The 21,401-nt window shown below is 63.6% G+C and carries 25 protein-coding genes and 1 pseudogene; 13 read left to right on the top strand and 13 right to left on the bottom strand.

Translation table 11 applies throughout. From position 1 onward, the window contains the following. Positions 1-48 precede the first annotated feature (48 nt). Positions 49-870 (bottom strand): hypothetical protein, encoded by an 822-nt coding sequence (locus XH91_RS12915; RefSeq protein WP_128950953.1) that lies wholly within the window; start codon positions 868-870, stop codon positions 49-51. Position 871: 1 nt separating this feature from the next. Beyond that, entirely contained in the window at positions 872-1,216 is a 345-nt protein-coding gene (locus XH91_RS12910) for a hypothetical protein (protein ID WP_128950952.1), read from the bottom strand. A gap of 201 nt (positions 1,217-1,417) precedes the next feature. Between XH91_RS12910 and XH91_RS12905 the strand changes: the two genes are divergently transcribed. Then, positions 1,418-2,497, top strand: coding sequence for a SecDF P1 head subdomain-containing protein (locus XH91_RS12905; RefSeq protein WP_128950951.1), 1,080 nt, complete (start codon positions 1,418-1,420; stop codon positions 2,495-2,497). Between the two features lie 252 nt (positions 2,498-2,749). Continuing rightward, the gene (locus XH91_RS12900) at positions 2,750-3,556 is read left to right on the top strand and encodes a Crp/Fnr family transcriptional regulator (RefSeq protein WP_128950950.1); all 807 of its coding nucleotides are present in this window, start codon (positions 2,750-2,752) and stop codon (positions 3,554-3,556) included. A 38-nt stretch (positions 3,557-3,594) separates the two neighbouring features. Here XH91_RS12900 and XH91_RS12895 read toward each other — a convergent pair whose 3' ends face one another. Both XH91_RS12895 and XH91_RS12890 read right to left on the bottom strand, forming a co-directional pair. Next, positions 3,595-4,341: an SDR family NAD(P)-dependent oxidoreductase gene (locus XH91_RS12895; protein ID WP_128950949.1), complete on the bottom strand. Its 747-nt coding sequence runs from the start codon at positions 4,339-4,341 to the stop codon at positions 3,595-3,597. 51 nt (positions 4,342-4,392) lie between these two features. Continuing rightward, positions 4,393-5,139: an SDR family NAD(P)-dependent oxidoreductase gene (locus XH91_RS12890; RefSeq protein WP_128950948.1), complete on the bottom strand. Its 747-nt coding sequence runs from the start codon at positions 5,137-5,139 to the stop codon at positions 4,393-4,395. 213 nt (positions 5,140-5,352) lie between these two features. Between XH91_RS12890 and XH91_RS12885 the strand changes: the two genes are divergently transcribed. Then, positions 5,353-6,258 (top strand): LysR substrate-binding domain-containing protein, encoded by a 906-nt coding sequence (locus tag XH91_RS12885; RefSeq protein ID WP_128950947.1) that lies wholly within the window; start codon positions 5,353-5,355, stop codon positions 6,256-6,258. 18 nt (positions 6,259-6,276) lie between these two features. Here XH91_RS12885 and XH91_RS12880 read toward each other — a convergent pair whose 3' ends face one another. Continuing rightward, a complete protein-coding gene (locus XH91_RS12880; RefSeq protein ID WP_128950946.1) occupies positions 6,277-6,918 on the bottom strand; it encodes a glutathione S-transferase family protein in 642 nt (213 codons plus the stop codon). Positions 6,919-7,087: 169 nt separating this feature from the next. Continuing rightward, the gene (locus XH91_RS12875) at positions 7,088-7,639 is read right to left on the bottom strand and encodes a cytochrome b (RefSeq protein ID WP_128950945.1); all 552 of its coding nucleotides are present in this window, start codon (positions 7,637-7,639) and stop codon (positions 7,088-7,090) included. Between the two features lie 169 nt (positions 7,640-7,808). On the opposite strand from XH91_RS12875, the gene murI reads away from it, so the two are divergent. From murI to XH91_RS12840, 7 genes are all read left to right on the top strand, one after another. Then, on the top strand, positions 7,809-8,606 hold the full coding sequence (murI, locus tag XH91_RS12870; protein ID WP_128950944.1) for a glutamate racemase: 798 nt from the start codon (positions 7,809-7,811) through the stop codon (positions 8,604-8,606). A 61-nt stretch (positions 8,607-8,667) separates the two neighbouring features. Then, positions 8,668-9,441, top strand: a complete 774-nt coding sequence (locus XH91_RS12865) for an HpcH/HpaI aldolase family protein (protein ID WP_128950943.1) — start codon at positions 8,668-8,670, stop codon at positions 9,439-9,441. Positions 9,442-9,539: 98 nt separating this feature from the next. After that, the gene (locus tag XH91_RS12860; protein WP_128950942.1) at positions 9,540-10,307 is read left to right on the top strand and encodes an acyltransferase; all 768 of its coding nucleotides are present in this window, start codon (positions 9,540-9,542) and stop codon (positions 10,305-10,307) included. Between the two features lie 199 nt (positions 10,308-10,506). Next, on the top strand, positions 10,507-11,124 hold the full coding sequence (gene rpsD, locus XH91_RS12855) for a 30S ribosomal protein S4 (protein ID WP_128950941.1): 618 nt from the start codon (positions 10,507-10,509) through the stop codon (positions 11,122-11,124). A gap of 71 nt (positions 11,125-11,195) precedes the next feature. Next, positions 11,196-11,411 carry a hypothetical protein gene (locus tag XH91_RS12850; RefSeq protein WP_128950940.1) on the top strand — a complete coding sequence of 72 codons (216 nt, stop codon included), beginning with the start codon at positions 11,196-11,198 and terminating at the stop codon, positions 11,409-11,411. Continuing rightward, positions 11,386-11,700 (top strand): type II toxin-antitoxin system RelE/ParE family toxin, encoded by a 315-nt coding sequence (locus XH91_RS12845; RefSeq protein ID WP_245477319.1) that lies wholly within the window; start codon positions 11,386-11,388, stop codon positions 11,698-11,700. The genes XH91_RS12850 and XH91_RS12845 overlap by 26 nt, the downstream gene beginning before the upstream one ends. A 20-nt stretch (positions 11,701-11,720) precedes the next feature. Next, entirely contained in the window at positions 11,721-12,788 is a 1,068-nt protein-coding gene (locus XH91_RS12840; RefSeq protein ID WP_164933695.1) for a threonine aldolase family protein, read from the top strand. 110 nt (positions 12,789-12,898) lie between these two features. On the opposite strand, the gene XH91_RS12835 is transcribed toward XH91_RS12840, so the two are convergent. Genes XH91_RS12835 through grxD form a run of 4 tightly spaced genes read right to left on the bottom strand, consistent with a single transcriptional unit; the run spans position 12,899 to position 16,376 of the window. Beyond that, positions 12,899-14,161 carry a serine hydrolase domain-containing protein gene (locus XH91_RS12835; RefSeq protein ID WP_164938283.1) on the bottom strand — a complete coding sequence of 421 codons (1,263 nt, stop codon included), beginning with the start codon at positions 14,159-14,161 and terminating at the stop codon, positions 12,899-12,901. Position 14,162: 1 nt separating this feature from the next. Beyond that, positions 14,163-15,449, bottom strand: coding sequence for a serine hydrolase domain-containing protein (locus XH91_RS12830; protein WP_128950937.1), 1,287 nt, complete (start codon positions 15,447-15,449; stop codon positions 14,163-14,165). Between the two features lie 45 nt (positions 15,450-15,494). Beyond that, the gene (locus XH91_RS12825; RefSeq protein WP_128950936.1) at positions 15,495-16,046 is read right to left on the bottom strand and encodes an O-acetyl-ADP-ribose deacetylase; all 552 of its coding nucleotides are present in this window, start codon (positions 16,044-16,046) and stop codon (positions 15,495-15,497) included. A 3-nt stretch (positions 16,047-16,049) separates the two neighbouring features. Continuing rightward, entirely contained in the window at positions 16,050-16,376 is a 327-nt protein-coding gene (grxD, locus tag XH91_RS12820; protein ID WP_128926634.1) for a Grx4 family monothiol glutaredoxin, read from the bottom strand. 240 nt (positions 16,377-16,616) lie between these two features. Here grxD and egtB point away from each other — a divergent pair, with 240 nt between their 5' ends. Both egtB and egtD read left to right on the top strand, forming a co-directional pair. Next, on the top strand, positions 16,617-17,915 hold the full coding sequence (egtB, locus tag XH91_RS12815) for an ergothioneine biosynthesis protein EgtB (protein ID WP_164933713.1): 1,299 nt from the start codon (positions 16,617-16,619) through the stop codon (positions 17,913-17,915). Between the two features lie 51 nt (positions 17,916-17,966). Then, positions 17,967-18,938 (top strand): L-histidine N(alpha)-methyltransferase, encoded by a 972-nt coding sequence (gene egtD / locus XH91_RS12810; RefSeq protein ID WP_164938282.1) that lies wholly within the window; start codon positions 17,967-17,969, stop codon positions 18,936-18,938. Positions 18,939-18,951: 13 nt separating this feature from the next. On the opposite strand, the pseudogene XH91_RS12805 reads toward egtD, so the two are convergent. Both XH91_RS12805 and XH91_RS12800 read right to left on the bottom strand, forming a co-directional pair. Then, a pseudogene (locus XH91_RS12805) lies at positions 18,952-20,146 on the bottom strand (low temperature requirement protein A). Between the two features lie 39 nt (positions 20,147-20,185). After that, entirely contained in the window at positions 20,186-20,422 is a 237-nt protein-coding gene (locus XH91_RS12800; protein WP_057747323.1) for a BolA/IbaG family iron-sulfur metabolism protein, read from the bottom strand. 210 nt (positions 20,423-20,632) lie between these two features. Here XH91_RS12800 and XH91_RS12795 point away from each other — a divergent pair, with 210 nt between their 5' ends. After that, positions 20,633-20,992 (top strand): DUF427 domain-containing protein, encoded by a 360-nt coding sequence (locus tag XH91_RS12795; RefSeq protein WP_128950933.1) that lies wholly within the window; start codon positions 20,633-20,635, stop codon positions 20,990-20,992. 102 nt (positions 20,993-21,094) lie between these two features. Here XH91_RS12795 and XH91_RS12790 read toward each other — a convergent pair whose 3' ends face one another. Beyond that, positions 21,095-21,268 (bottom strand): DUF1328 domain-containing protein, encoded by a 174-nt coding sequence (locus tag XH91_RS12790; protein ID WP_128950932.1) that lies wholly within the window; start codon positions 21,266-21,268, stop codon positions 21,095-21,097. Positions 21,269-21,401: the final 133 nt, after the last annotated feature.

Here is a 21,401-nt window from a genome sequence, read left to right as displayed (position 1 = left end):
CCGGATGCAACTCGCCGCTTGCGCGCAAGGCGGTATCGCACGAGCTGCTCAAGGGCGATCTGGCGTCCATTCTATCGCGTTGAAATCGGCCGGCGCCGGCATCACCTCAGGCTCCGCAGTCGCCTTTCGCAGGATCACGTCGGCAGGTGCTGAATTCGAGATCTCGATCGGTACGTTCGCCTTGTCGACGGCCAATATGCCCGTCAGTGCGGGGGGTGCAGCCATCACATAGCTGCGGGCAGCATCGATCAGCCGCAGCGCCTCGTCGCGAATGAAAGCCGCCGTCCATTCAAGCGGTAGTCCTCTCACCACGGCAAACTCCTCGGCCGGAATCGACAGCGCATGGCGACGGATTTCGTCCAGGGTTCGCACTGGGGAGAAGTTGGGCGGCTTACCAGCAGCGGCAAGCACGAGTGGTCCGAGCGGACAATAGTCGCGGCCGATGGCAACAATGTCGGCTATATCGCGTGCCTTCGAGCGGCCTGCGGCCGCCAGCACCTTGTTGACAGCCAGATCAGCCTGATGAAGCCGAGCCCCCCATTGCTCGTCCTTGACGAGCGGAAAGAACCGGATCCGCGTTTCGGCAAACCATTGGATGATCGTCGTTTCGGAATCGCGTGAGATCGTGGCGTCGACGCAGCCATAGATGATGTAATCGCGATGCGTCTTGAAACCGGCCGCATCGAGGACGGCGATATCTGCCTTTGCGCTGTCGGTGACCTCTTCGTCGGTATCGTGAAAGATATCGATGTCATCAGATCGCCGCTCCCAATCCTTGTTGAGCATCAAGCCACCGGCAAGATCGCTGCTGTCGGACCGGTTCTTGGCGAGCAGTCGAAGAATATCGCTCTGCAACTTGCTAAGCGCCATCTCAATTCTCCGCAGCCTTGACGCGGTCCAGTATCTTCTTGCCCATCGCGAATGCCCTGGCGTCGCCACGATCGATCATGGCGCGAGCAGCGACTGCGGCGCGTGCGCGCAGATCGGGAAGCCGATCGAGATCGACATTGTCGAGGATGCGCGGTCCGTAGAGACGGAGTGCGTTGTCAAGCAGCGATTGCAGCTCCTTGATCCGCCGATGCTCGGCACGCATGCGCGAGGCGAGAGCCAATATCTCGTTGCGCGCCGCCGGCGGAATCAGCACCTCGACCCGCACGAGATCGGCCGCGCCGCCTTGGCTGCGATACTTCCTGACGCGCTTGTTCGCAGGGACCATCGACCACCTACTCCACCATGTATTGAACTAGCACGTGTATCCCGGTCACGCAAATTCGTATCCCGGTTACGGAGACAAGCTATTGATATAAAATACTTATTTTAACCTTTATCAATGCAATGAACCTCCCCGTGCGATGGGCGGACCAAGGACAGGCACAAGCTTCGTGCGACACCACGCACAACATATGTAAGGAAGACCATGACCAGGGCCCTGAGGAAGCGAACCGGACGGCTCGCCGTCATGGTCTCGGTCGCCATCGCGATCGCCCTGCCGCGCGCCGCGCTCGCTGAGGGCCAGTTCGACAAGCTACGCGCAAAGATCGCAGCCTTCGTCGGCGACAAGATGGAGAAGCTGGGCGGGTCGCGCATCATCTACAAGGTCGACAGCGAGGGCCTGCGCGAGAGCGTCGTCACGGATCTGCGCGACGACGTCTACAAGATCTTGCACGACGGCCATATCGCCTTCTCCGATCTTGCGATCCGCGACGGCGGAGTCGACGTGAAGATCGCCGACGCGAAGGGACGCGACCTGCTCGCGCGCAAGCTCGCCGCAGCCGCGGAAGGCGTGCCATCGCATGCGGTTTCCGTGACCGATGGCGGCGACAACACGGTCCGGCTCGCGCCCACCGATGCCGCATCCAAGGCGCGGCTGGCCGAGCTGGTCGGAGATTCCATCGCGATGATCGAGCAGCGCCTCAAGGATGCCGACGTCAAGCTTGTCAGCGCCATCCCTGACGGGCCTGACCGTATCCGCATCTTCCTGCCCGGCGTGACCGATCCCGAGCGCATCACCGCGATCTTCGCCCGGAGAGTCAAGGTCAGCCTCCGCCAGGTCGATGTTTCGATGCTACCGGAGCTGGCGCAATCCGGAAAACCGCCCGAGGGCACGGAGGTCTTGCTCGGATTCAAGGACAAGCGGCCCTACTTGGTCGCCAAGGAGAGCGCGCTCGACGGCGAGGACGTCAGCAATGCCGCGCCTAGCTTCGCACCCGGCACGAAGGATCCGGTCGTCTCCTTCCGCTTCAACGGACGCGGCACGCGACGTTTCGCCCATCTCACTGAAGAGAATATCGGCAAGCCCATCGCCATCGCGCTCGACGACACGGTCATCTCGGCCCCCGTGATCCGCGAGCCCATCACCGGCGGCTCGGTTCAGATCTCGGGCAACTTCACCCTGGAGGAGGCCAACAGCGTCGCCATGCAGCTGCGCGCTGGTTCGCTGCCAGGGCACCTGACCCTCGTCGAGCAGCAGGTCATCCAGCCCGGCGTCAAGCCGTAACCCACCTCCTGTCCCTTTTTGGCGCTGAGCGCCACTCCCGGACGCTGAAATCCACCGGCGCCAGCCCGAATCACAGGAGCGGCCGGATCATGCGCGCAACGAACGGGCAATTGCCGAAACGCCGGTTCGGGCTAAAATTTGCCTGTTGCGGAACGGCGACCGAAGGTTTCATTCAAGCGGTCGTCATTCGATTTCGGCTATAGGTTTCGAGCCTAACGACCAGGACTGAAGACCTTACGCAGGGATAGTACCATGCCGTCCGGCAGTGTAGACGTCTCCTCCATCCTTGACCGCATTCTCGATGCGGCCACGGACAATCTCAGGATCGCGAAGATCCTGATCCAGATGGGCCTCGACCCCAACAACGTCACCTGGGACGCGATCTTCAACCGGCTGCTCGAGATCTTCGTCCATAACATCACGCTGGCCAATCTATTCGCTACGATCGGCGCCGGCTTCTTCGTCGCCACCCTCCTGATGCGGACGATGGTGCCCTTGCGCGTCGCCAACATGATCGGCTGCGCGTTCTTCGCCATCTTCGGCGCGCTCTCCGCCAACGTCTCCACGTTCCTGCTCTATCTCCTGATGCTTCCGATCAACGCCCTTCGGCTTCGGCAGATGCTCAAGCTGGTCAAGAAGGCGCGCCATGCCGCCGAAGGCGACATGTCGATCGAATGGCTGAAGCCGTTCATGACCGAGCGCAAATATCGCCGCGGCGACACCCTGTTCAAGCTCGGCGATCCGGCCCAGGAGATGCTGCTCACCGTGACCGGGAAATTCCTGGTCAAGGAGATCGGCGTCGAGATCGGGCCCGGCGCGCTGATGGGCGAGCTCGGCTTCCTCACGCCCGACAACCGCCGCACCGGAACGATCGAATGCATCGAAGACGGCCAGGTGCTCACGATCACCTACGACCGCCTGCTCGAGATCTACTTCCAGGACCCGCAGTTCGGTTATTACTTCCTGGTGCTGACCAGCCAGCGCCTGCTGCAGAACATCGATCGCCTGCAGAAGCAGCTGGCCGCGGCGCAAGCCGCGACCACGAACAAGATTGCGTGAACCAGGCAGCCGAATGGCTTCAGCCGCCCGGCCATGGCTCAGAGCTTCGAGCCACCGTCGACGTGGATGGTGTCGCCGGTGATCCAGCGCGCATCGGGTGACGCGAGGAAAGCGACGGCGTCGGCGATGTCGTCGGGCTCGGCGATACGCTTTAAGGTCTGCATGCCGAGCGTGTAGTCGCGTCCTGCATCGGTCTTGGTGAAGGACGACATCTCGGTGCCCACCACGCCGGGCGCCACCGCGTTGACGCGCACGCCGCGCGTGCCGAGCGCCGCCGCAAAATGCTTCACCAGCGTATCGATCGCGCCCTTGGTCGCGGCATAGGCCGGCAGCGTCCCGACCACCGCGCGGGCTGCGAGTGACGAGACCAGCACGACGCTGCTGCCCTCATGCAAGATCGGCAGCAATTGCTGCACCAGGAAGAACGGCGCGCGGACGTTGACGGCGAACAGCCGGTCGAAATCGGCAATCGTGGTCTCCTCGATGACGGCCGCCTTGGCGACACCGGCATTGGCAACCAGGATGTCGAGCCGGTCGCCAACGATGCCGCGCACGCGGCTCGCCAGTTGATGCGGGCCATCAGGCGCGCCGAGATCGGCTCCAATGGCATCGGCGCGGCCGCCGTTCTTGCGAATTTCGGCGACGACGGCTTCCGCCTCCTTGGCACCCTGGCCGTAATGCACCAGCACCTGCGCGCCGCGCTTCGCGAGCGCCAGCGCCGAGGCACGACCGATGCCGCGCGAAGCGCCGGTGACGAGAGCGGTCTTTCCCTTGAGATCAGTCATGGTCGTTCTCCTTGTTGTCGTGGTGGCAACGACGCCCGTACCGGACGCGGCTTAGCTGGCGGTCTTGCCGCCGTTAACGCGAATGATCTGGCCGGTGATGAACGAGGCCTGCTCCGATCCGACGAACAGCACCGCGTTCGCGATCTCCTCCGGCCTCGCGCCGCGCTTGAGCGGCACGGCCGCGTAAAACGCCGCTTTCTTCTCCGGCGAACCAGTCAGTCGATCGAGCATGGCGGTATCCGTCGGTCCGGGGGCGACCGCGTTGACGCGCACGCCGAAAGCCGCTGCTTCCAGCGCTGCCGATTTGGTCAGGCCTTCGACGGCATGCTTGCTTGCAGTGTAGAGCGCCAGATTGGCCGCGCCCCGCTCGCCCATGGTCGAGGAGATGTTGATGATGCTGCCCGCGCCTTGCGCCTTCATCACACGCAGCTCGTGTTTGATGCTGAGGAGTGTTCCGAGCACGTTGGTGTTGAAGATGTCGGTGTAGCTTTGCTCGGTCTGTTCCCAAACCGGGCCGGGCGAGCCTTCGACCCCGGCGTTGTTGACCGCGATATCGAGGCGGCCGAACCGCGCGACCGTTTTGTCAACGAGGTCGCGAATCTCGACTTCCTCGCGGACATCGGCGTTGACGAATTCGGCCTCTGCGCCGAGGTCGCGCAATTCCGCAGCCAATACCTGCCCGGCATCGTCCCGCCGGCCAGACACGATCACCCGGTGGCCGGATCGTGCGAAGGAAATGGCGGTCGCCCGGCCGATACCGGCGAGCGCGCCTGTGATCAATACAACCGGCGACGTCATGGGAATCCCTTGTTTTGCGTTTCTTCCGGTGCAGCCGGTTCGATTGGGGCCAGCAGCATCGCCCCCGTGAAATAGGAAAAGCCGGCTTTTGCCGCCAAGACTTTGTTAGTTGCCCCTCATGCCTGATAGGTATGGGAGGGACACACCGCATCGCGTGCGATAGGTTTGCCAAAAGGCACGCATTCGTCGCGCCGTGTTGAGAGGCCCTTGCCCATGGAGCTGCGTCACCTCCGTTACTTCATCGCCGTCGCCGAGGAAGGCAGCCTGACGGTCGCCGCCGAAAAGCGCCTGCATACCGCGCAGCCGTCGCTGAGCCGCCAGATCCGCGATCTCGAATACGAGGTCGGCGTTCCGCTGTTTGCCCGCAGCGTGCATGGCGTCGAGCTGACGGCGGCGGGAAAAGCCTTCCTGGATCACGCGCGCCTTGCGCTGACACAGGCCGATGCGGCGATCGAGGCGGCGCGGCGCGCCGGCCGCCCCGAGAAATCGCGCTTTGCGCTCGGCTTCCTCACCGGCCAGGAGATTGATTGGTTGCCGGAGGCGATGCGCGTGCTGCGCGACGAGTTGCCGAACATCGATGTCACCGTCACGAGCGATTTCTCACCCGTGCTGGCTGAGGGTTTGACGCGCGGCAGTCTCGACCTCGCCTTCATGCGGCGCGAGACGGGCTCGGCCGACCTCGTCTACAAGACGGTCTTCGAGGAGACGCTCGTCGCGGTGCTGCCGAGCGACCACCGCCTGGCCAAGCTCGATCGCATCGAGCTGGGGAAGTTGGAGGGCACGCCCTTTGTCAACGTCTCCGGGACGGCGCCCGAGCTTCTCAAGATCATCAACACCTATGTTCGCCAGAGCGGGCTAACGATCTCAACGGCGCACGAGGCCGATAACATCGTCATGGCGGTGTCGATGGTGGCCTCGACCCGCGGCTTTGCGCTGCTGCCTGGCTATATCAAGAATTTCCTGCCCTGGTCGGTCGTCAGCCGCCCGCTGAAGGGCAAGGCGCCGACGATCGACCTCGTCGTCGGCTACCACAAGGCCAATGCCTCGCCAATCCTGGCGAAATTCATCTCGCGGCTGAACGACCTGATCGAACGCGCAACCAAGCATGTGCCGAGATGATCGCTGCCGGCGCGCGGCTCAGCTGAGCAGCAGCGCCATGCCGGGATCGCCCTTCTCCATCGCGCGACGGTAGGCCGGGCGCGCGCTGACGCGGCCGAGATATTTGACCACGTTCGGACAGCGCGCGAGGTCATAGGGCTGGAAATAGCGCATCGTGGTGAGCGTGAAGACCGTCATGATGTCGGCCGTGGTGAAGCTGCCACCCGCCAGATATTCGGCATCGCGCACGCGCGCATCGACAAGGTCGAAGGCACGGTCGACGCGCGCCCTGATCGCGACCAGCATCGGATTGTCATCTGCGAGCTTGAGCCGGTTCAGCAGCATCAGCCGGCCCATGCCGGCCTGCAGGGTGCCGTTGGCGAAGTGAAACCAGTAGAGGAACTGCGCGAAGTCGGGATCGTCAGTGCGGAGCACGAGGCGGCCGTTGCCATATTTGGCGATGATGTAGTCGACGATGGCGCCGGATTCGGCGAGCACCAGATCGCCGTCGGTGATGACGGGCGCGGCGCCGACAAGATGTAGCGCCTTGTAGTCCGGCGGCGCCAGCATGGTGACGGAATCGCGTGCATAGCGCTTCAGCTCATAGGGAATCCCGAGCTCCTCGCAGAGCCAGACGATGCGTTCGGATTGCGATTTGCCGAGATGGTGGACGGTGAGCATGGTGTCTCCTTACGGGCGAACTGGGTCAGTCGCGTCGCTGCATCCTACCCCGTCATTGCGAGCGCAGCGAAGCAATCCAGACTGCCGCCTGCAGAAAGATTCTGGAGTGCTTCGCTGCGCTCGCAATGACGACGTGGAGAGAGCGCGCCCAAAACTCCTCCATCGTCCCCTACCCCACCTCGTCCGTCACCATGCGCGCGACGACGCGGTCGCGGCGGATGAAGTGGTGCCAGAGGGCCGCGACGAAGTGGATTACGATCAGCGCCAGCAGCACATAGGCAAAGAAGATATGCCGATCCTCATAGGCGCCGGCCGCGGCTTTGTCCGGAGAGGTCAATTGCGGCACGTTGAACAGGCCGAAAAAGTCGGAATAGTTGGGCGAGCGCGCACCCGAATGCGCCCAACCCAGCATCGCGACCAGGATGACGACGAGATAAAGCCCGCCCTGGCTGACACGGGCCGCGATCTTCTGCCAGCGCAAGGACTCGGCCGGCAACGCCGGCGTCGGGTTGATGGCGCGCCAGGCGAGGCGCAGCACCGTGAGCAGCAGGATCACATAGCCGATATCGGCATGGATCGAGCGGTAGAAGAACCTGTCGGCACGCGGCGGGATATGGTTCATCCACCAGCCGAAGCCGATCATGCCGATGATCGCCAGAGCCAGGCCCCAGTGAAACCACCGGGCAACGCTCCCCCAGCCGTTCGTCGTGTTTCTGATCATGTCGGCTCCCGAAAACTTACGGATGTCCCAATCGCTGTGCAGCATGGCTGATAGCGGGTCCAGGCGGCCGACGTGAAATTGAATCGCTCCAAACTGGGACGCGGGCCGTTCTCGCCGCAAAACCGCCCCAAAAACCGAATGGTAACCATGGCGGGCTTAAGGTAGCGACGTGACCAACTCCCCGACGATCCTGGTATTCGATTCCGGTCTTGGCGGCCTCACCGTGCTGCGTGAGGTCGTGGCCGCGCGCCCGGACGCGCATTACACCTACGTCGCCGACGACGCCTTCTTCCCCTATGGCCATCACAGCGAGGACGAAATCATCGCCCGCGTCGTGCCACTGATGGGGGAGCTGATCGGCGCCCATGATCCTGATCTCGTCGTCGTCGCCTGCAACACGGCGTCCACCCTGGTCCTATCGCATCTGCGGGCCGCTTATTCCGTGCCCTTCGTCGGCACGGTGCCGGCGATCAAGCCGGCCTGCGCCCGCTCGAAGACCCGCCGCGTCTCGGTGCTCGGCACCAAGGGCACGGTGAAGCGCGAATACACCAAGGCACTGATCCGCGATTTCGCGCAGGGCTGCGAGGTGACGCTGGTCGGCTCGCCCGAGCTTGCCTCGCTCGCTGAAGCCGAGCTCAGCGGCCAGGCGATCAGCGACGGCGACATCCTCGCCGAGCTCACCCCCTGCTTCGTCGGCGATGCCGCGGACGCAGGCGCACGCACCGACACGGTGGTGCTCGCCTGCACGCATTATCCGCTGCTGCTCGACCGGATGAAAAGGCTTGCGCCCTGGCCGGTGGACTGGATCGACCCGGCGCCAGCTATCGCCCGCCGCGTTTCCGACCTGCTGGGTGCGCCGACAAGCGGCATCGCGCCGTCCGGCGCCGAAATGATTTTCACATCGAACCGCGTGCATGGCCTCAGCGCCACGCTGACGCCATTCTTCGGCGGGCGCGCAGTCGCCTGACTTTTCGCGGACGCGAGGCGCTGCTAGGCTTCGCCATCGTCAGCTCGCGCAAGGTCATCCCATGTCGGTCCCCGCAAAGCCGCTCAACCGCCTTCGCCAATTATGGAGCGAAGGCCGCCCCGCCTTCGGCGCGATCGCAACGATCCCGAGCGTGCAGATGGTCCAGATCATGGCGCGCTCGCTCGACTGGATCATCGTCGATCTCGAGCACGGCCCGATCGGGCTCACCGAAGCGCATGCGATGATCGCAGCGACGACCGGCACGCCATGCACGCCTCTGGTGCGCATCGCGGCGAACGAGCCCTGGCTTGCGAAAGCGCCGATGGATATCGGCGCCTTCGGCATCAATTTCCCGATGATCACTAATCGCGACGATGCCGAAAAGGCGGTGCGCAGCGTGCGCTACCCGCCGCGCGGCGACCGGCTCTGGGGACCGTTCCACGCGCCGTTCCGCTGGGGCCAGTCGATGCCCGACTACATGGCGTCAGCCGACGACGAGATGATCTGCATGATCACCATCGAGCATGTCGATGCCGTCAACCGCATCGACGAGATCATGGCGACCCCAGGCATCGACGTTGCCGTCATCGGCCCCGGCGATCTCGCCACCTCCATCAACAAGCGCGGCCAGATGGACGATCCAGAGTTACTGGCGCTGATCGCGCGGGCCGAGGCCGGGATTCTCAAAAGCGGGGTACCGATCGGCGGCGTGGCGCGCAGCGCCGAGCAGGCCAACCAGCTCATCGACCGCGGCTACCGCGCGATCGCGCTCGGGTTCGACTGGTCGCTGTTCCAGCGCGGCATCATGGCGGCGTTCGACGGGATCAGGCGCTGAGCATCGGTCCCGGCTCTTGAGGCTTGCCGGGAACGGCAGTGCTGCTAGGGTCGGCCGCCTCTCGCCCCCCATGTCAGTCCGCGGGAACCGAAAGAACGATGCGCGGTCAGCCCAAGAACATTTCCCTGCCGCGTCGCCTGATCATCGACCTGATGTACGCCTCGATGGGCGTGCCCTTCGTGTCGCTCTCCCGCTCGCTCAATATCCGCCCCCTGCTGGAGGCCCGCGCGGCCGCAATGGCGCCGGTCGGCTGGGCGGCGATGTTCGTCAAGGCATTCGCCCTGGTGGCCAGGGACGAGCCGGTGCTGCGCACCGTCTACGCCAAATGGCCCTGGCCGACGCTCTACGAGCTCCCCGACAGCGTGGCGTCGGTAGCGATCGCCCGGCTCGAGGATGGCGAGGAATGCGTCATGCCGCAGCGAATCGCGGCCCCCGAGGCCATGACGCTGGCCGCGGTCGACCATGAGATCCGACGCGCCAAGACGGCCCCGGTCGAAGATGTTCCCATGTTCCGCAAGATCATGCGGGTCACCCGGTTACCGCTGCCGTTGCGGCGCCTGTCCTGGGCGGTGGGCCTCAATTTCGGCCGGCAGCGCGGCAATTGGTTCGGCAGCTTCGCGGTGAGCTCGGTGGCCGCCTATGGCGGCGGCGAGCTCCACCCCATCACGCCCGGCCCGTTCATAGTCAGCTATGGCCTTGTCGAGCCGGACCAGACCATCCATGTCGTGATCCGCTGGGACCACCGGGTCACGGACGCTGCCCCCATCGCCCGGGTCCTGACCCGACTAGAACAGGCCCTGAACACTGAAATTGCTGCCGAATTGCGCGCGGCAGGCGCCAAGCCGATCCGGGCCGTCGGGGCATGATTCCGGGGCCATTCGCATTGACAGCGAACCCCAAACTCCACTAAAAGCCGCCTGCTCGCGGGCCGGTTTCGGCCCGCGAAGCGTTTCGCGACCCGTGGTCTGGTCCCTTGAGCTTTGGGGATCGGACCTGTCGGTGCCGGGCTCATCCCGTCACACAGGAGGGCGCGTTTCCTCAAACCATGCAACCGAAGAGGACGCGATGACTAAGCGCAGTGAGGCGAAGTACAAGATTGATCGCCGTATGGGCCAGAACATCTGGGGCCGCCCGAAGAGCCCCGTGAACCGCCGCGAGTACGGCCCCGGCCAGCACGGCCAGCGCCGCAAGGGCAAGCTTTCGGACTTCGGCGTGCAGCTGCGCGCCAAGCAGAAGCTGAAGGGCTACTACGCCAACATCAGCGAGCGTCAGTTCCACGGCATCTATGTCGAGGCGAGCCGCCTCAAGGGTGACACCGGCGAGAACCTGATCGGCCTGCTGGAGCGTCGTCTCGACGCGGTCGTGTACCGCGCCAAGTTCGTCTCGACGATCTTCGCCGCCCGCCAGTTCATCAATCACGGCCACATCAAGGTGAACGGCCGCAAGGTCAACATCTCGAGCTACCAGGTCAAGATCGGCGACGTCGTCGAGGTCAAGGAAGCCTCCAAGCAGCTCGCCCACGTTCTCGAAGCCAGCCAGCTTCCCGAGCGCGACACCCCCGACTATCTCGAAGTCGACCACGGCAAGATGACCGCCAAATACGTGCGCATCCCCGGCCTCTCCGACGTGCCGTTCCCGGTGCAGATGGAGCCCCATCTGGTCGTCGAATTCTATTCGCGCTGATATCTCTGTGCGATCCACTGCTCAAAGGCCCCGGTTTCCGGGGCCTTTTTGTTGTGTTAAGATGCCTCTCAATGTCCCAGACGACCGACCAGTTCGCCAATATCACTCCCTCGGCAACACCGACCGAAGCCGAGCTTGAGGCGTGGGCCAAGCTCCCCCGTGATGAGCAGGTCCGCCGATATCAAGCGCTATTCGCTCAGCCCGATTGCAACACCTTCACCTCGGACACGCCGGACGACATCCTCGCCGTAGCGCGCCAACGTGTTGCTCAACGCCGCCATGGCTGAGTACCGGCTGTCGGAGCGTACCCGAGCCGATCTGATCGACATTTACGACTTCAGCGAAAGCCGGTTCGGCAAATATCAGGCCGAGGCCTACTACGCCGGCTTGATCCGATCCTTCGAACTTCGCGCCGACTTTCCTCTAATCGGCCAGCAAGTAGATGAACTCGCGGCAGGCTACCGACGTTTCCGCTTCCAATCACATCTGATTTTCTACACGGTACAGCCCGACCACGTCGAAATCCGTGCCGTCCTTCACGGCGCGCAAGGCATCAGACCGCAATTGTTCGACTAGATGAAATGACGAGATCAACCATGCTCTACACCCCTCCCCCCTTCGACCCCAAGGCGCCGCCGGTGCGCATCAATCTGCTCTCGGACACGCAGACCAGGCCGACGGCTGCGATGCGCGAGGCGATGGCGCGGGCCGATGTCGGCGACGAGCAGGTCGGCGACGATCCGACCGTGAATACGCTGTGCGAGCGCGTCGCGGAGTTGATGGGCAAGGAAGCCGCGGTCTACATGCCCTCGGGCACGATGTGCAATGTCACCGCGACGCTGGTGCATTGTCGTCCCGGCGACGAGATTTTGGCGCATGAGACCGCGCACATCATCGCCCGCGAAGGCGGCGCGCATGCCGCGATCGGCGGCTTCCAGGTGACGCAGCTCAAGGGGCCCGACGGCCAGTTCACGCCGGAGACGCTCCGCAAAGCTCTGCACCCGCGCACGCGCTACCAGCCGCCACAGACCGTCGTCAGCGTCGAGCAGACCGCCAATATCGGTGGCGGCACGATCTGGAAGAAGGCCGCGCTCGACGAGATCGTCGCGATCGCCAGGCAACACGGCCTCGTCACGCACATGGATGGCGCGCGCCTGCTGAACGCGACGGTGGCGAGCGGAATCTCGCCGCGCGACATGACCGCGGGTTGGGATTCGGCCTGGATCGACTTCTCCAAGGGTCTCGGCGCACCGATCGGCGGCGTGCTCGCGGGCACCCGCGAATTCATCGACGCGGTCTGGCAATGGAAGCAGCGTCTCGGCGGCTCGATGCGGCAGGCCGGAATCTGCGCGGCTGCCTGCATCTACGCGCTCGACCATCACGTCGAGCGCCTTGCCGACGACCACGCCAATGCGCGCGCCCTCGCCCGCGGTCTGTCGCAGATCTCGGGCATCGAGGTACAGGAGCCCGAGACCAACCTCGTGTTCTTCAAGCCTGATGGCGCCGGCATCCCCGGCGACAAGATGGTTGCAGCCCTGCGCCAGCGCGGCGTGACGCTCGCGATGATGGACGGCCGCATCCGCGCCTGCACCCATCTCGACGTCAATGCGAGCCAGATCGAGGAGACGATCGGCTACGTGCGAGAAATCGCTCGGGGAGCGTAGTTGGGTGACGTAGCCCCGATGGAGCGCAAGCGAAATCCGGGGTTCTCACCTCGCGGGACAATCCTCCCGGATTGCGCTTCGCTTCATTCGGGCTACGGCGGCGGCGAACGCTACCGCCCCATCGCCTGATAGATCAGGGTCTTCAGCGCGAGCTGAATTCGGCCGCGCTGCGACGGCGTCTGCACCATGAAGATTCCGAACAGATCGTCTTCGGGATCGACAAAGAAGAAGGTGCCGCCGACGCCATCCCAGCGATATTCGCCAAGCGGCCACGACGTACCCGCCGGAACCGATATACGCACGGCGAAGCCGAGGCCGTAGCCGCTGGTCTCGCCCGGATAAAAATTCCTGTCACGCTCGACATGGGTTTCGGGACCGACGTGGTCCGATGCCATCAAGGCGATGGTTTCCGGCTTGAGATAGCGTCGGCCGTCGAGCGTGCCACGATTGACCAGCATCTGCGCGAAGCGCGCATAGTCGCCGATGGTGCCGACCAGGCCGCCGCCGCCGGACTCCCACCGCAGCGTTTTCCTGATATCGCGCACCTTTGCCATCGGACTGAGCACGCGATCCTGCGGCATCGGCTCGGCGATGCGCGGCCATTTGGCGGGATCGGCGACATAGAACGTGGTGTCCTTCATCCCGAGCGGATCGAGCAGCCGCTCCTTCGCGAACGCGAACAGCGATTTCCCCGATATCACCTCGATGATGCGGCCGAGCACGTCGATCGAGAGGCCGTAGTCCCAGATCGTGCCGGGCTGTTCGGCGAGCGGCAATGTGGTGATCTTCGCGACCAGTTCGGCATTGGTCAAAGTCTTGTTGTCGAACAGACCGGCGTCTGCATAGAGCTTGTTCACCAGGTCTCCGCCATAATAGCCGTAAGGAATCCCGGAGGTATGGCGCATCAGGTCCTCGATCGTGACCGCGCGCTTGAGCGGCTCCAGCTCCAGCGACACCTTGTCGTCTTCGGCTTTCTTCTCGACGCCGACTTTCATGTCGGCAAAGGCCGGAATGTATTTCGAGACGGGATCGCTGATTGCGAGCTTGCCCTCCTCGACCAGCATCATCGCCAGGACTGCGGTGACCGGCTTCGACATCGAATAGAGCCGGAAGATCGTATCCGCGCTCATCGAGATCTCGGTCGCGACATCGCGGACGCCGAAATTCTCGTAATAAACCGGCTTGCCGTGCTGCTGGAGCAGGAGGATCGCGCCCGGAATCTTGCCGGTCGCGATCTCGTTCCTGATGTAATCGGAGACTTTGGCGAGTCCATCAGGCGTAAAGCTGTGCGCGCGGCTCTCAGAGCCTGCTTGCGCACCGACCACACCGAACAAGATAACGAGCGCCGCGACGAGCGCGCGGCGCCCGAACATGTCAGTTCTCCATGGCTTCATAGACCAGTTGCTTCAATGTCCGTTGGACGCGCTGCCGCTCGGTCGGGGTCTGCTCCAGCAGCACGAAGAACATGTCCTGCTTGCGATCGATCACCAAATAGCAACCGCTGGCGCCGTCCCACTTCAATTCCCCGAGGTCGCCGGGCGGCGGCGGCTTGGCATTGCCGGGATCGGTGCGCACGGCAAACCCAAGGCCGAAACCGAATCCGTCGCCGGGGAAGTAGAAATAGTCGCGATCGACGCCGGAGTCCGGGCCGATCTGGTCGGTCGTCATCAGCTTGAACGTCTCGGGCTTGAGAATGGTCTTGCCGTCGAGACTGCCGCCGTTGACCAGCATCTGCGCAAATCGCGAAAAGTCCGCCATGGTCGACACCATGCCGCCGCTGGCGGATTCCCATTTCTGGCGAACCTCAGTCCTGTACTCGCGGCCAACCCGGAAATTGCTGTCGTTCGGCAGCGGCTGGGCGAGCCGTTTCAGCCTCTCCGGTTCGGTGACGAAGAAGCCTGTATCGGTCATACCAAGCGGACCAAGCAGCTTTTCCTTCTCGAGTTCGAACAATGACTTTCCAGACACGATCTCCATGATCCGCGCCAGAATGTCGGTGGAATGGCCGTACTGCCACAGCGCACCCGGCTGATTGTGCAGCGGCAGCTTTGCGATGCGTTCGGCGAACTCGGCGAGGTCGAAATCGCCGGCATAGATGTTGGCGGCGCGATAGGCCTGGCGAACGAGGCTGTCGCCATAGAAGCCGTAGGTAATGCCCGAGGTCTGAGTCATCAGATCTTTTACCGTCATCGGCCGGGCTAGTGGTACCAGCTCGAGCGTCTTGGCGCCGTCCGCGGCCTTCTTCTCCTCACCGACCTTCACATTTGCAAACGAGGGAATGTATTTCGAGACCGGATCGTCGAGCTTGATCTTTCCGTCCTGGATCAATTGCATCGCCACAACGGAGGTGATCACCTTGGTCAGCGACGACAGGCGGAAGATGGTCTTGTCGGTGATCGGCGCCTTGCTGACCACGTCCTGCACGCCGAAGGCCTCGTGATAGACAGGCTTGCCGTGCTGGTTGATCAGCACGGTTGCGCCCGCGATCTTGCCGGTCGCGACCTCGTTCTTGAAGAACTCACTCACCTTGGCGAGCTTGTCCTGATTGAAATGCGCGCCAGCCGGAATCTCGTAGGTGCCCTCCGCGCGCACAAGCGACATCGTGCCCAACGAAACAAGCGCGCCGCAGACCAGCGCAGTCAGTGCAAAACGTGAAATCATATCCCCTCCCCGGAACATGGCTGGCGAAGTGTACTGGGCGCGTCGTCAGGCACAAGGGCTGCCGTGCCGTGCCAAGACGTCCGTGTGGAGGACGGCGCTGGCCTCCGAAAAACAGCAGAATATGACGTGGCCGACCGACGGCGCGGCCGGCAGGGCCTGAACGGTCGTATCGATCGCAATCTTCGCGGCCCGGTCCCCGGGAAAGCGGAAAATCCCAGTCGAAATCGCGGGAAATGCGACCGAGGACAGCTTGTGCTTCCCGCAAAGCTCTATCGAGCGGCGATAGCAGGCCGCGAGCAGATCGTCCTCACCCAGCGTACCACCGTTCCAGACCGGTCCAACCGTGTGAATCACGTGGGCGGCCTTGAGGCGGTAGCCTTTGGTGATCTTCGCGTCGCCCGTCTTGCAGCCGTGGAGCATGCGGCACTCGGCGACCAGGTCGGGGCCGGCCGCGCGATGGATCGCGCCATCGACGCCGCCTCCGCCAAGAAGAGACGAATTGGCGGCGTTGACGATGGCGTCAACGCCGAGGCTCGTGATGTCGGCGACGACGACGTCGAGCTGAACCTCGCCGATGCGACGCGTCAGCGCGGTCACGGATCAGGCCGCGACGACGACGCCCTTCTCGGAGAAGAGCTGCTGCAATTCGCCGGCCTGGAACATCTCGCGCACGATATCGCAGCCGCCGATGAACTCGCCCTTCACATAGAGCTGCGGGATCGTCGGCCAGTTCGAGTATTCCTTGATGCCGTTACGGAGCTCGGCGGATTCGAGCACGTTGAGGCCCTTGTAGCCGACACCGACGTGGTCGAGGATCTGCACGACCTGGCCGGAGAAACCGCACTGCGGAAACTGCGGCGTCCCCTTCATGAATAGAACCACGTCGTTCGACTTCACTTCGTTGTCGATGAATTCCGCGATGCTCATATCCGTGTCCTTCTGGGGCAGAGCCCTCACCTGTCAATCCGGGCCGGCTCAGCCGATCTAACCCGATACCTGCCTATATATGTAGCCCAAACCGTTGTGCATCCAAAGTAAAATGGCAAAGAGCGATCCCTGGACATCAGGCCGGGGCGGCCCCGACGCCATTGCATGATGACACGAATATCATCACCGGGGAGGACTTTCATACCGTAACGGAGCGCCTATCTAGGACGAACCTTGGTTTTGGAACCCGGTCTCGCCAACAACGTTCTCTTGTCCTGTCTGGAGAAAAACGTGACGAAACAAGCCTCCGCTACGGCCGATCCGCCGCTTTCGTCACCATCGGCCGCCCCTGGCGGCCTCGCGCAGGCGCTGGAGAGCGGGTTTCTGGCCGTCCGTACCGAGACTGAGCGGCGGGCCGCCCCGCTGTCGCCGGAGGACCAGCAGATCCAGTCCATGCCGGACGCAAGTCCGGCGAAATGGCACCGGGCCCATACCACCTGGTTCTGGGAGCAGTTTCTGCTCGGCGAGCATGCGCCGGGCTACCGACCGTTCCACCCCGACTTCGCCTTCCTGTTCAATTCCTATTACGTCAGCGCCGGCCCCCGCCACGCCCGCAATCATCGCGGCGACATCACGCGGCCCAGCGCCACCGAGGTCGGCGCCTATCGCAGCCATGTCGATGCGGCCGTCGTCAAATTCTTCCGCGAGGCCGGCGAGGACAAGCTCCGCGAGATCGCGCCTCTGGTCGAGGTCGGGCTGAACCACGAGCAGCAGCATCAGGAACTGATGTTCACCGATATCCTGCACGCCTTCGCGCAGAACCCGGTCTATCCCGCTTATGACAGGGATTGGCGTTTTCCGGCTGCGACGCGCGCCGCCGAGGACTGGCTGACGCTGAACGAAGGCATCCACACCGTCGGTCATGTCGACGACAGCTTTCATTTCGACAACGAGAAGCCGGCGCATCGCGCCCTGGTCGGCCCGGTCAGGATTGCGCGCAATCTCGTCACCAACGGCGAATGGCTCGCCTTCATGCGCGACGGCGGCTATCAGCGTGCGACGCTGTGGCTGATGGACGGCTTCGCCGCGGCCAGCAAGGAAGACTGGCAGGCGCCGGGCCATTGGCGCGAGATGGACGGGCAGTGGCATGTGATGACGCTTGCCGGCGTCAAGCCGGTCGATCCCGACGCGCCGGTCTGCCACATCAGCTATTACGAGGCCGATGCGTTTGCGCGCTGGGCCGGCAAGCATCTGCCGACCGAGATGGAATGGGAGGTCGCGGCCCGCACCAGGCAGCTCAACGATGCCTTCGGCATCGTCTGGCAATGGACGCGTTCGTCATATTCGCCCTACCCCGGCTACCGCGCCGTCGAAGGCGCGCTCGGCGAGTACAACGGCAAGTTCATGGTCAACCAGCTGGTGCTGCGCGGCTCCTCGCTGGCGACCCCCGACGGTCATAGCCGCGTCACATATCGCAACTTCTTCTATCCGCACCACCGCTGGCAATTCACGGGGTTGCGGCTCGCGGACTATTTCTAGTTTCTCATCCGACGACGAATACGCGCCGGACAGCGCGTTCAGGAGAGTATCATGAATGTGCACGCCAGCGCTTTGGCCGAAGCCCATCTCCCCGACGAACAGACCACCGCTTTCGCCCGTGAGGCCATCGAGGACCTCTCGCAGCAGCCGAAAAAGCTGTCGCCGAAGTATTTTTACGACGCGACCGGATCGGAGCTGTTCGAGGCGATCACGCGATTGCCGGAATATTATCCGACGCGCACCGAGCTTGCGATCCTGAAGGAGCGCGGCAGCGAGATCGCAAAGATCATTCCCGAGAATGCGGCGCTGGTCGAATTCGGCGCCGGCGCGACCACAAAGGTCCGCCTGCTGCTGAACCAGTCCAGATTCGCCGCCTATGTGCCGGTCGATATCTCCGGCGACTTCCTGCAAGCGCAGGCCAACGGGCTCAAGCGCGACTTCCCCTCGCTCGGCATCTATCCGGTGACCGCCGACTTCACCACGCCGTTCGAGCTGCCCAAGGCGGTCGCGTCGATGCCGAAGGTCGGCTTCTTCCCGGGCTCGACCATCGGCAATTTCGAGCCGCATGAAGCGCAGGCCTTCCTGAGGAGTGCCCGCCAGATCCTGGGCAAGGGCGCGCAGATGATCATCGGCGCCGACCTCGAGAAAGAGGAGCGCCTGCTCCACGCCGCCTATAACGATGCCGCAGGCGTCACCGCACGGTTCAATCTCAATGTGCTGGTGCGGATCAACCGCGAGCTCGGCGGCAATTTCGACCTGTCGGCCTTCACCCATGGCGCGATCTACAATCACGACCGGCACCGGATCGAGATGCATCTGATCAGCCGGAAGAACCAGACGGTGCGCCTGCTCGGCACCAGCTTCTCGTTCCGGCCGGGCGAGAGCATTCACACCGAAAACAGCTACAAATACAGCCTCGATCGCTTCGCTGCGCTGGCGCAAGGCGCCGGCTGGCGGGTGCGCGAAAGCTGGACGGACTCCGCGAAGATGTTCTCGGTGCATGCGCTGGAGGCGGCGGAGTAGAAGCTCCGGCGCCTCAGCGCTCCCTGGCCTCTTCCGGCTTCGATCCGAGCGACACCGACTCCCACACCGCGACGACGATCATGATCACGCTCGTCGCGACCGTCAGCCAGAGCGGCGAGAGATCGGCGGCGAACCACCACAGCGCCAGCAACAGGATGATGCCGATGCCGTGGGAGAGCTGGAGGAAGCCGCGGATCGAGTGCTTGAACAGGATGGTGCCGACCAGAAACACCAGGGGACCCGCCGATCGTGCTGACGATGGTGCGGAGATCGGAATGCCCGGTCGGGTGCTTCAGCACCAGTTCGTCCGAGACCGCGGTCAGGATGATGCCGGCGACGATCGGCATATGCAGATAGGTATAGGCGAGCCGCGCCACCCGGCCGGATTCGGCCGCTTTCGAGATCACCTCGGAGCCGGCTTCGGCGCCCTTGTGGAAATAGACCCACCACATCGCGATGCTCCCGACTAGGCACGCGACGAAAGCCAGAATGTTGTCCGCGCTCCAAGTCAGCTCGGCGAAGGTCGCGCCGTTGACGACGACGGCTTCGCCGAGTGCGATGATGATGAAGCCGGCGCAGCGCTCGGCCATGTGGCCGCCCTCGACGGCCCAGGCCTCGACCGAGGAGAAGCCGAGTTTCGGGACCCAGAAGCGGACCGCCGGCGAGACGTATTCGATTCCGAGCGCCGCGCTCCAGAACCACAGCCTCGCCTCGCCATGGGCGAGGCCACCGAGAATCCAGAACACCGCGGAGCCGCAGAGCCAGACCAGGATGCGGATCGCATTGTGCCGGACAGCAGTGCGATGGCGCGGGGTCGCGAACAGCCAGAAGGCGGTCCGCCCGACCTGCATGGCCGCGTAGGCGATCGCGAACCACAGGCCGCGGCCATCGAAGGCCGTCGGGATCGTGGTCGACAGCACGAGGCCGCCCAGCATCATCAGGAAGATCAGGATGCGGACCGGCGTCAGGTCGGGGTTGAGCCAGTTGGTGACCCAGGCCGTGTAGACCCACACCCACCACACGGCCAGGAACAGCAGCGTGACCTCGAGCGCGCCCGACGGCGTGAAGTGGTTCAGCAGCGTGTGCGAAACTTGCGTGACCGCGAAGACGAAGACGAGGTCGAAGAACAGCTCGGCATTGGTGACGCGGCTGGGCTGGTTCGGCACGATGACGCGAAACATCGCACCGCGCGGATTGTCCGCAGCCATCAGGGTCCCCGTCGTGAGATCAGGTCAGCTGCAATCTAGTCAAGCACTTGGTACGCCGGTTTGCAGCGCCAGCGCATGCAGCACGCCGCCCATCTGGCCCTGCAGGGACCGATAGACGATCTGATGCTGCTGGACGCGGGACTTGCCGCGGAAGGATTCCGAGATCACGGTCGCGGCATAGTGGTCGCCATCGCCGGCGAGGTCACGGATGGTCACCTCGGCATCGGGGATCGCTGCCTTGATCATCGCCTCGATATCGTGGGCGTCCATGGGCATTCGGCTCTTACTCCTTGTGGTCGGCTGACAGGCTCAGCGTCGAATCGTTTGCCGGAGCCCGGGTTCGTAAAGCCACGCTTGCCGGCAGGGGCAAACTTAGCGTGAACGGCCTTCTACGTCACGCCTTCAGACACTATATCCCTGATCCCATCAGGATAAAGGCACGACAAAGTGCCGCGAGCGGCGGATCGATCGAAAAGGCGCGAAATCATGAAGCTTCCAGGCCCCGACCACCCCATCACCATCACCCAAAACCCCCGCCGCGTCCGCGTGACGGCGGGCGACATCGTGATTGCCGAGAGCTCCAAGGCGCTGACGCTGAAGGAGGCCAGATATCCGGCGGTGCAATATCTGCCGCGAGAAGATGCCAACATGGCGCTGCTGGAGCGCACCGAGCGCACCACCCACTGCCCCTACAAGGGCGACGCCAGCTATTACAGCATCAAGGCCGACGGCAAGACGCTCGACAACGCCATCTGGACCTATGAGACGCCCTTCCCCGCAATGACGGAGATTTCAGGCCATCTCGCTTTCTATCCGGACAAGGTGAAGATCGAGGAAGTCGGCTGAGCGCTGATACCGTCATTCAGGGATGGCGCGAACGACCCGAGCACAGGTGCGCAACTGCGCGCCATGGTTCGCGCTTCGCGCGCCCGGGAATGAGTCCTGCGGTCACGCCCTGAAGACCGTGAGCCCGAGGACAAGTAACACCAGGAAAATCACGACGAAGACGTAGAACAGGAAGCGGGCGATGTCGGCGGACGCGGCCGAAATGCCGGTGAAGCCGAGCACACCGGCCACGATCGAGATCAGCAGGAATATCAATGCCCATTTCAGGATCGTCATCGCCAGCTCCGCAACATTGGCCGCCTCAATCGGCGGCCACTCACCGTTTCGGGAACGCTAACCGCGTTGCGCGGAACTGGTTCCTGGGGCACGATGGAAGAATGTCGCGGCGCAAACTGCGCCTGCTGAATCG

The organism is Bradyrhizobium guangzhouense, assembly GCF_004114955.1.
GTDB classification, from domain to species: domain Bacteria; phylum Pseudomonadota; class Alphaproteobacteria; order Rhizobiales; family Xanthobacteraceae; genus Bradyrhizobium; species Bradyrhizobium guangzhouense.
Note: the sequence above shows the minus strand (reverse complement) of the source record. Positions and strands in the feature narration are given on the sequence as shown.

Bases quoted from the DNA above. Each gene is read 5' to 3' on its own strand.
- XH91_RS12915 (WP_128950953.1), bottom strand. From the start codon at position 870: ATGGCGCTTAGCAAGTTGCAGAGCGATATTCTTCGACTGCTCGCCAAG.
- XH91_RS12910 (WP_128950952.1), bottom strand. From the start codon at position 1,216: ATGGTCCCTGCGAACAAGCGCGTCAGGAAGTATCGCAGCCAAGGCGGC.
- XH91_RS12905 (WP_128950951.1), top strand. From the start codon at position 1,418: ATGACCAGGGCCCTGAGGAAGCGAACCGGACGGCTCGCCGTCATGGTC.
- XH91_RS12900 (WP_128950950.1), top strand. From the start codon at position 2,750: ATGCCGTCCGGCAGTGTAGACGTCTCCTCCATCCTTGACCGCATTCTC.
- XH91_RS12895 (WP_128950949.1), bottom strand. From the start codon at position 4,341: ATGACTGATCTCAAGGGAAAGACCGCTCTCGTCACCGGCGCTTCGCGC.
- XH91_RS12890 (WP_128950948.1), bottom strand. From the start codon at position 5,139: ATGACGTCGCCGGTTGTATTGATCACAGGCGCGCTCGCCGGTATCGGC.
- XH91_RS12885 (WP_128950947.1), top strand. From the start codon at position 5,353: ATGGAGCTGCGTCACCTCCGTTACTTCATCGCCGTCGCCGAGGAAGGC.
- XH91_RS12880 (WP_128950946.1), bottom strand. From the start codon at position 6,918: ATGCTCACCGTCCACCATCTCGGCAAATCGCAATCCGAACGCATCGTC.
- XH91_RS12875 (WP_128950945.1), bottom strand. From the start codon at position 7,639: ATGATCAGAAACACGACGAACGGCTGGGGGAGCGTTGCCCGGTGGTTT.
- XH91_RS12865 (WP_128950943.1), top strand. From the start codon at position 8,668: ATGTCGGTCCCCGCAAAGCCGCTCAACCGCCTTCGCCAATTATGGAGC.
- XH91_RS12860 (WP_128950942.1), top strand. From the start codon at position 9,540: ATGCGCGGTCAGCCCAAGAACATTTCCCTGCCGCGTCGCCTGATCATC.
- rpsD (WP_128950941.1), top strand. From the start codon at position 10,507: ATGACTAAGCGCAGTGAGGCGAAGTACAAGATTGATCGCCGTATGGGC.
- XH91_RS12850 (WP_128950940.1), top strand. From the start codon at position 11,196: ATGTCCCAGACGACCGACCAGTTCGCCAATATCACTCCCTCGGCAACA.
- XH91_RS12840 (WP_164933695.1), top strand. From the start codon at position 11,721: ATGCTCTACACCCCTCCCCCCTTCGACCCCAAGGCGCCGCCGGTGCGC.
- XH91_RS12835 (WP_164938283.1), bottom strand. From the start codon at position 14,161: ATGTTCGGGCGCCGCGCGCTCGTCGCGGCGCTCGTTATCTTGTTCGGT.
- XH91_RS12830 (WP_128950937.1), bottom strand. From the start codon at position 15,449: ATGATTTCACGTTTTGCACTGACTGCGCTGGTCTGCGGCGCGCTTGTT.
- grxD (WP_128926634.1), bottom strand. From the start codon at position 16,376: ATGAGCATCGCGGAATTCATCGACAACGAAGTGAAGTCGAACGACGTG.
- egtD (WP_164938282.1), top strand. From the start codon at position 17,967: ATGAATGTGCACGCCAGCGCTTTGGCCGAAGCCCATCTCCCCGACGAA.
- XH91_RS12800 (WP_057747323.1), bottom strand. From the start codon at position 20,422: ATGCCCATGGACGCCCACGATATCGAGGCGATGATCAAGGCAGCGATC.
- XH91_RS12795 (WP_128950933.1), top strand. From the start codon at position 20,633: ATGAAGCTTCCAGGCCCCGACCACCCCATCACCATCACCCAAAACCCC.
- XH91_RS12790 (WP_128950932.1), bottom strand. From the start codon at position 21,268: ATGACGATCCTGAAATGGGCATTGATATTCCTGCTGATCTCGATCGTG.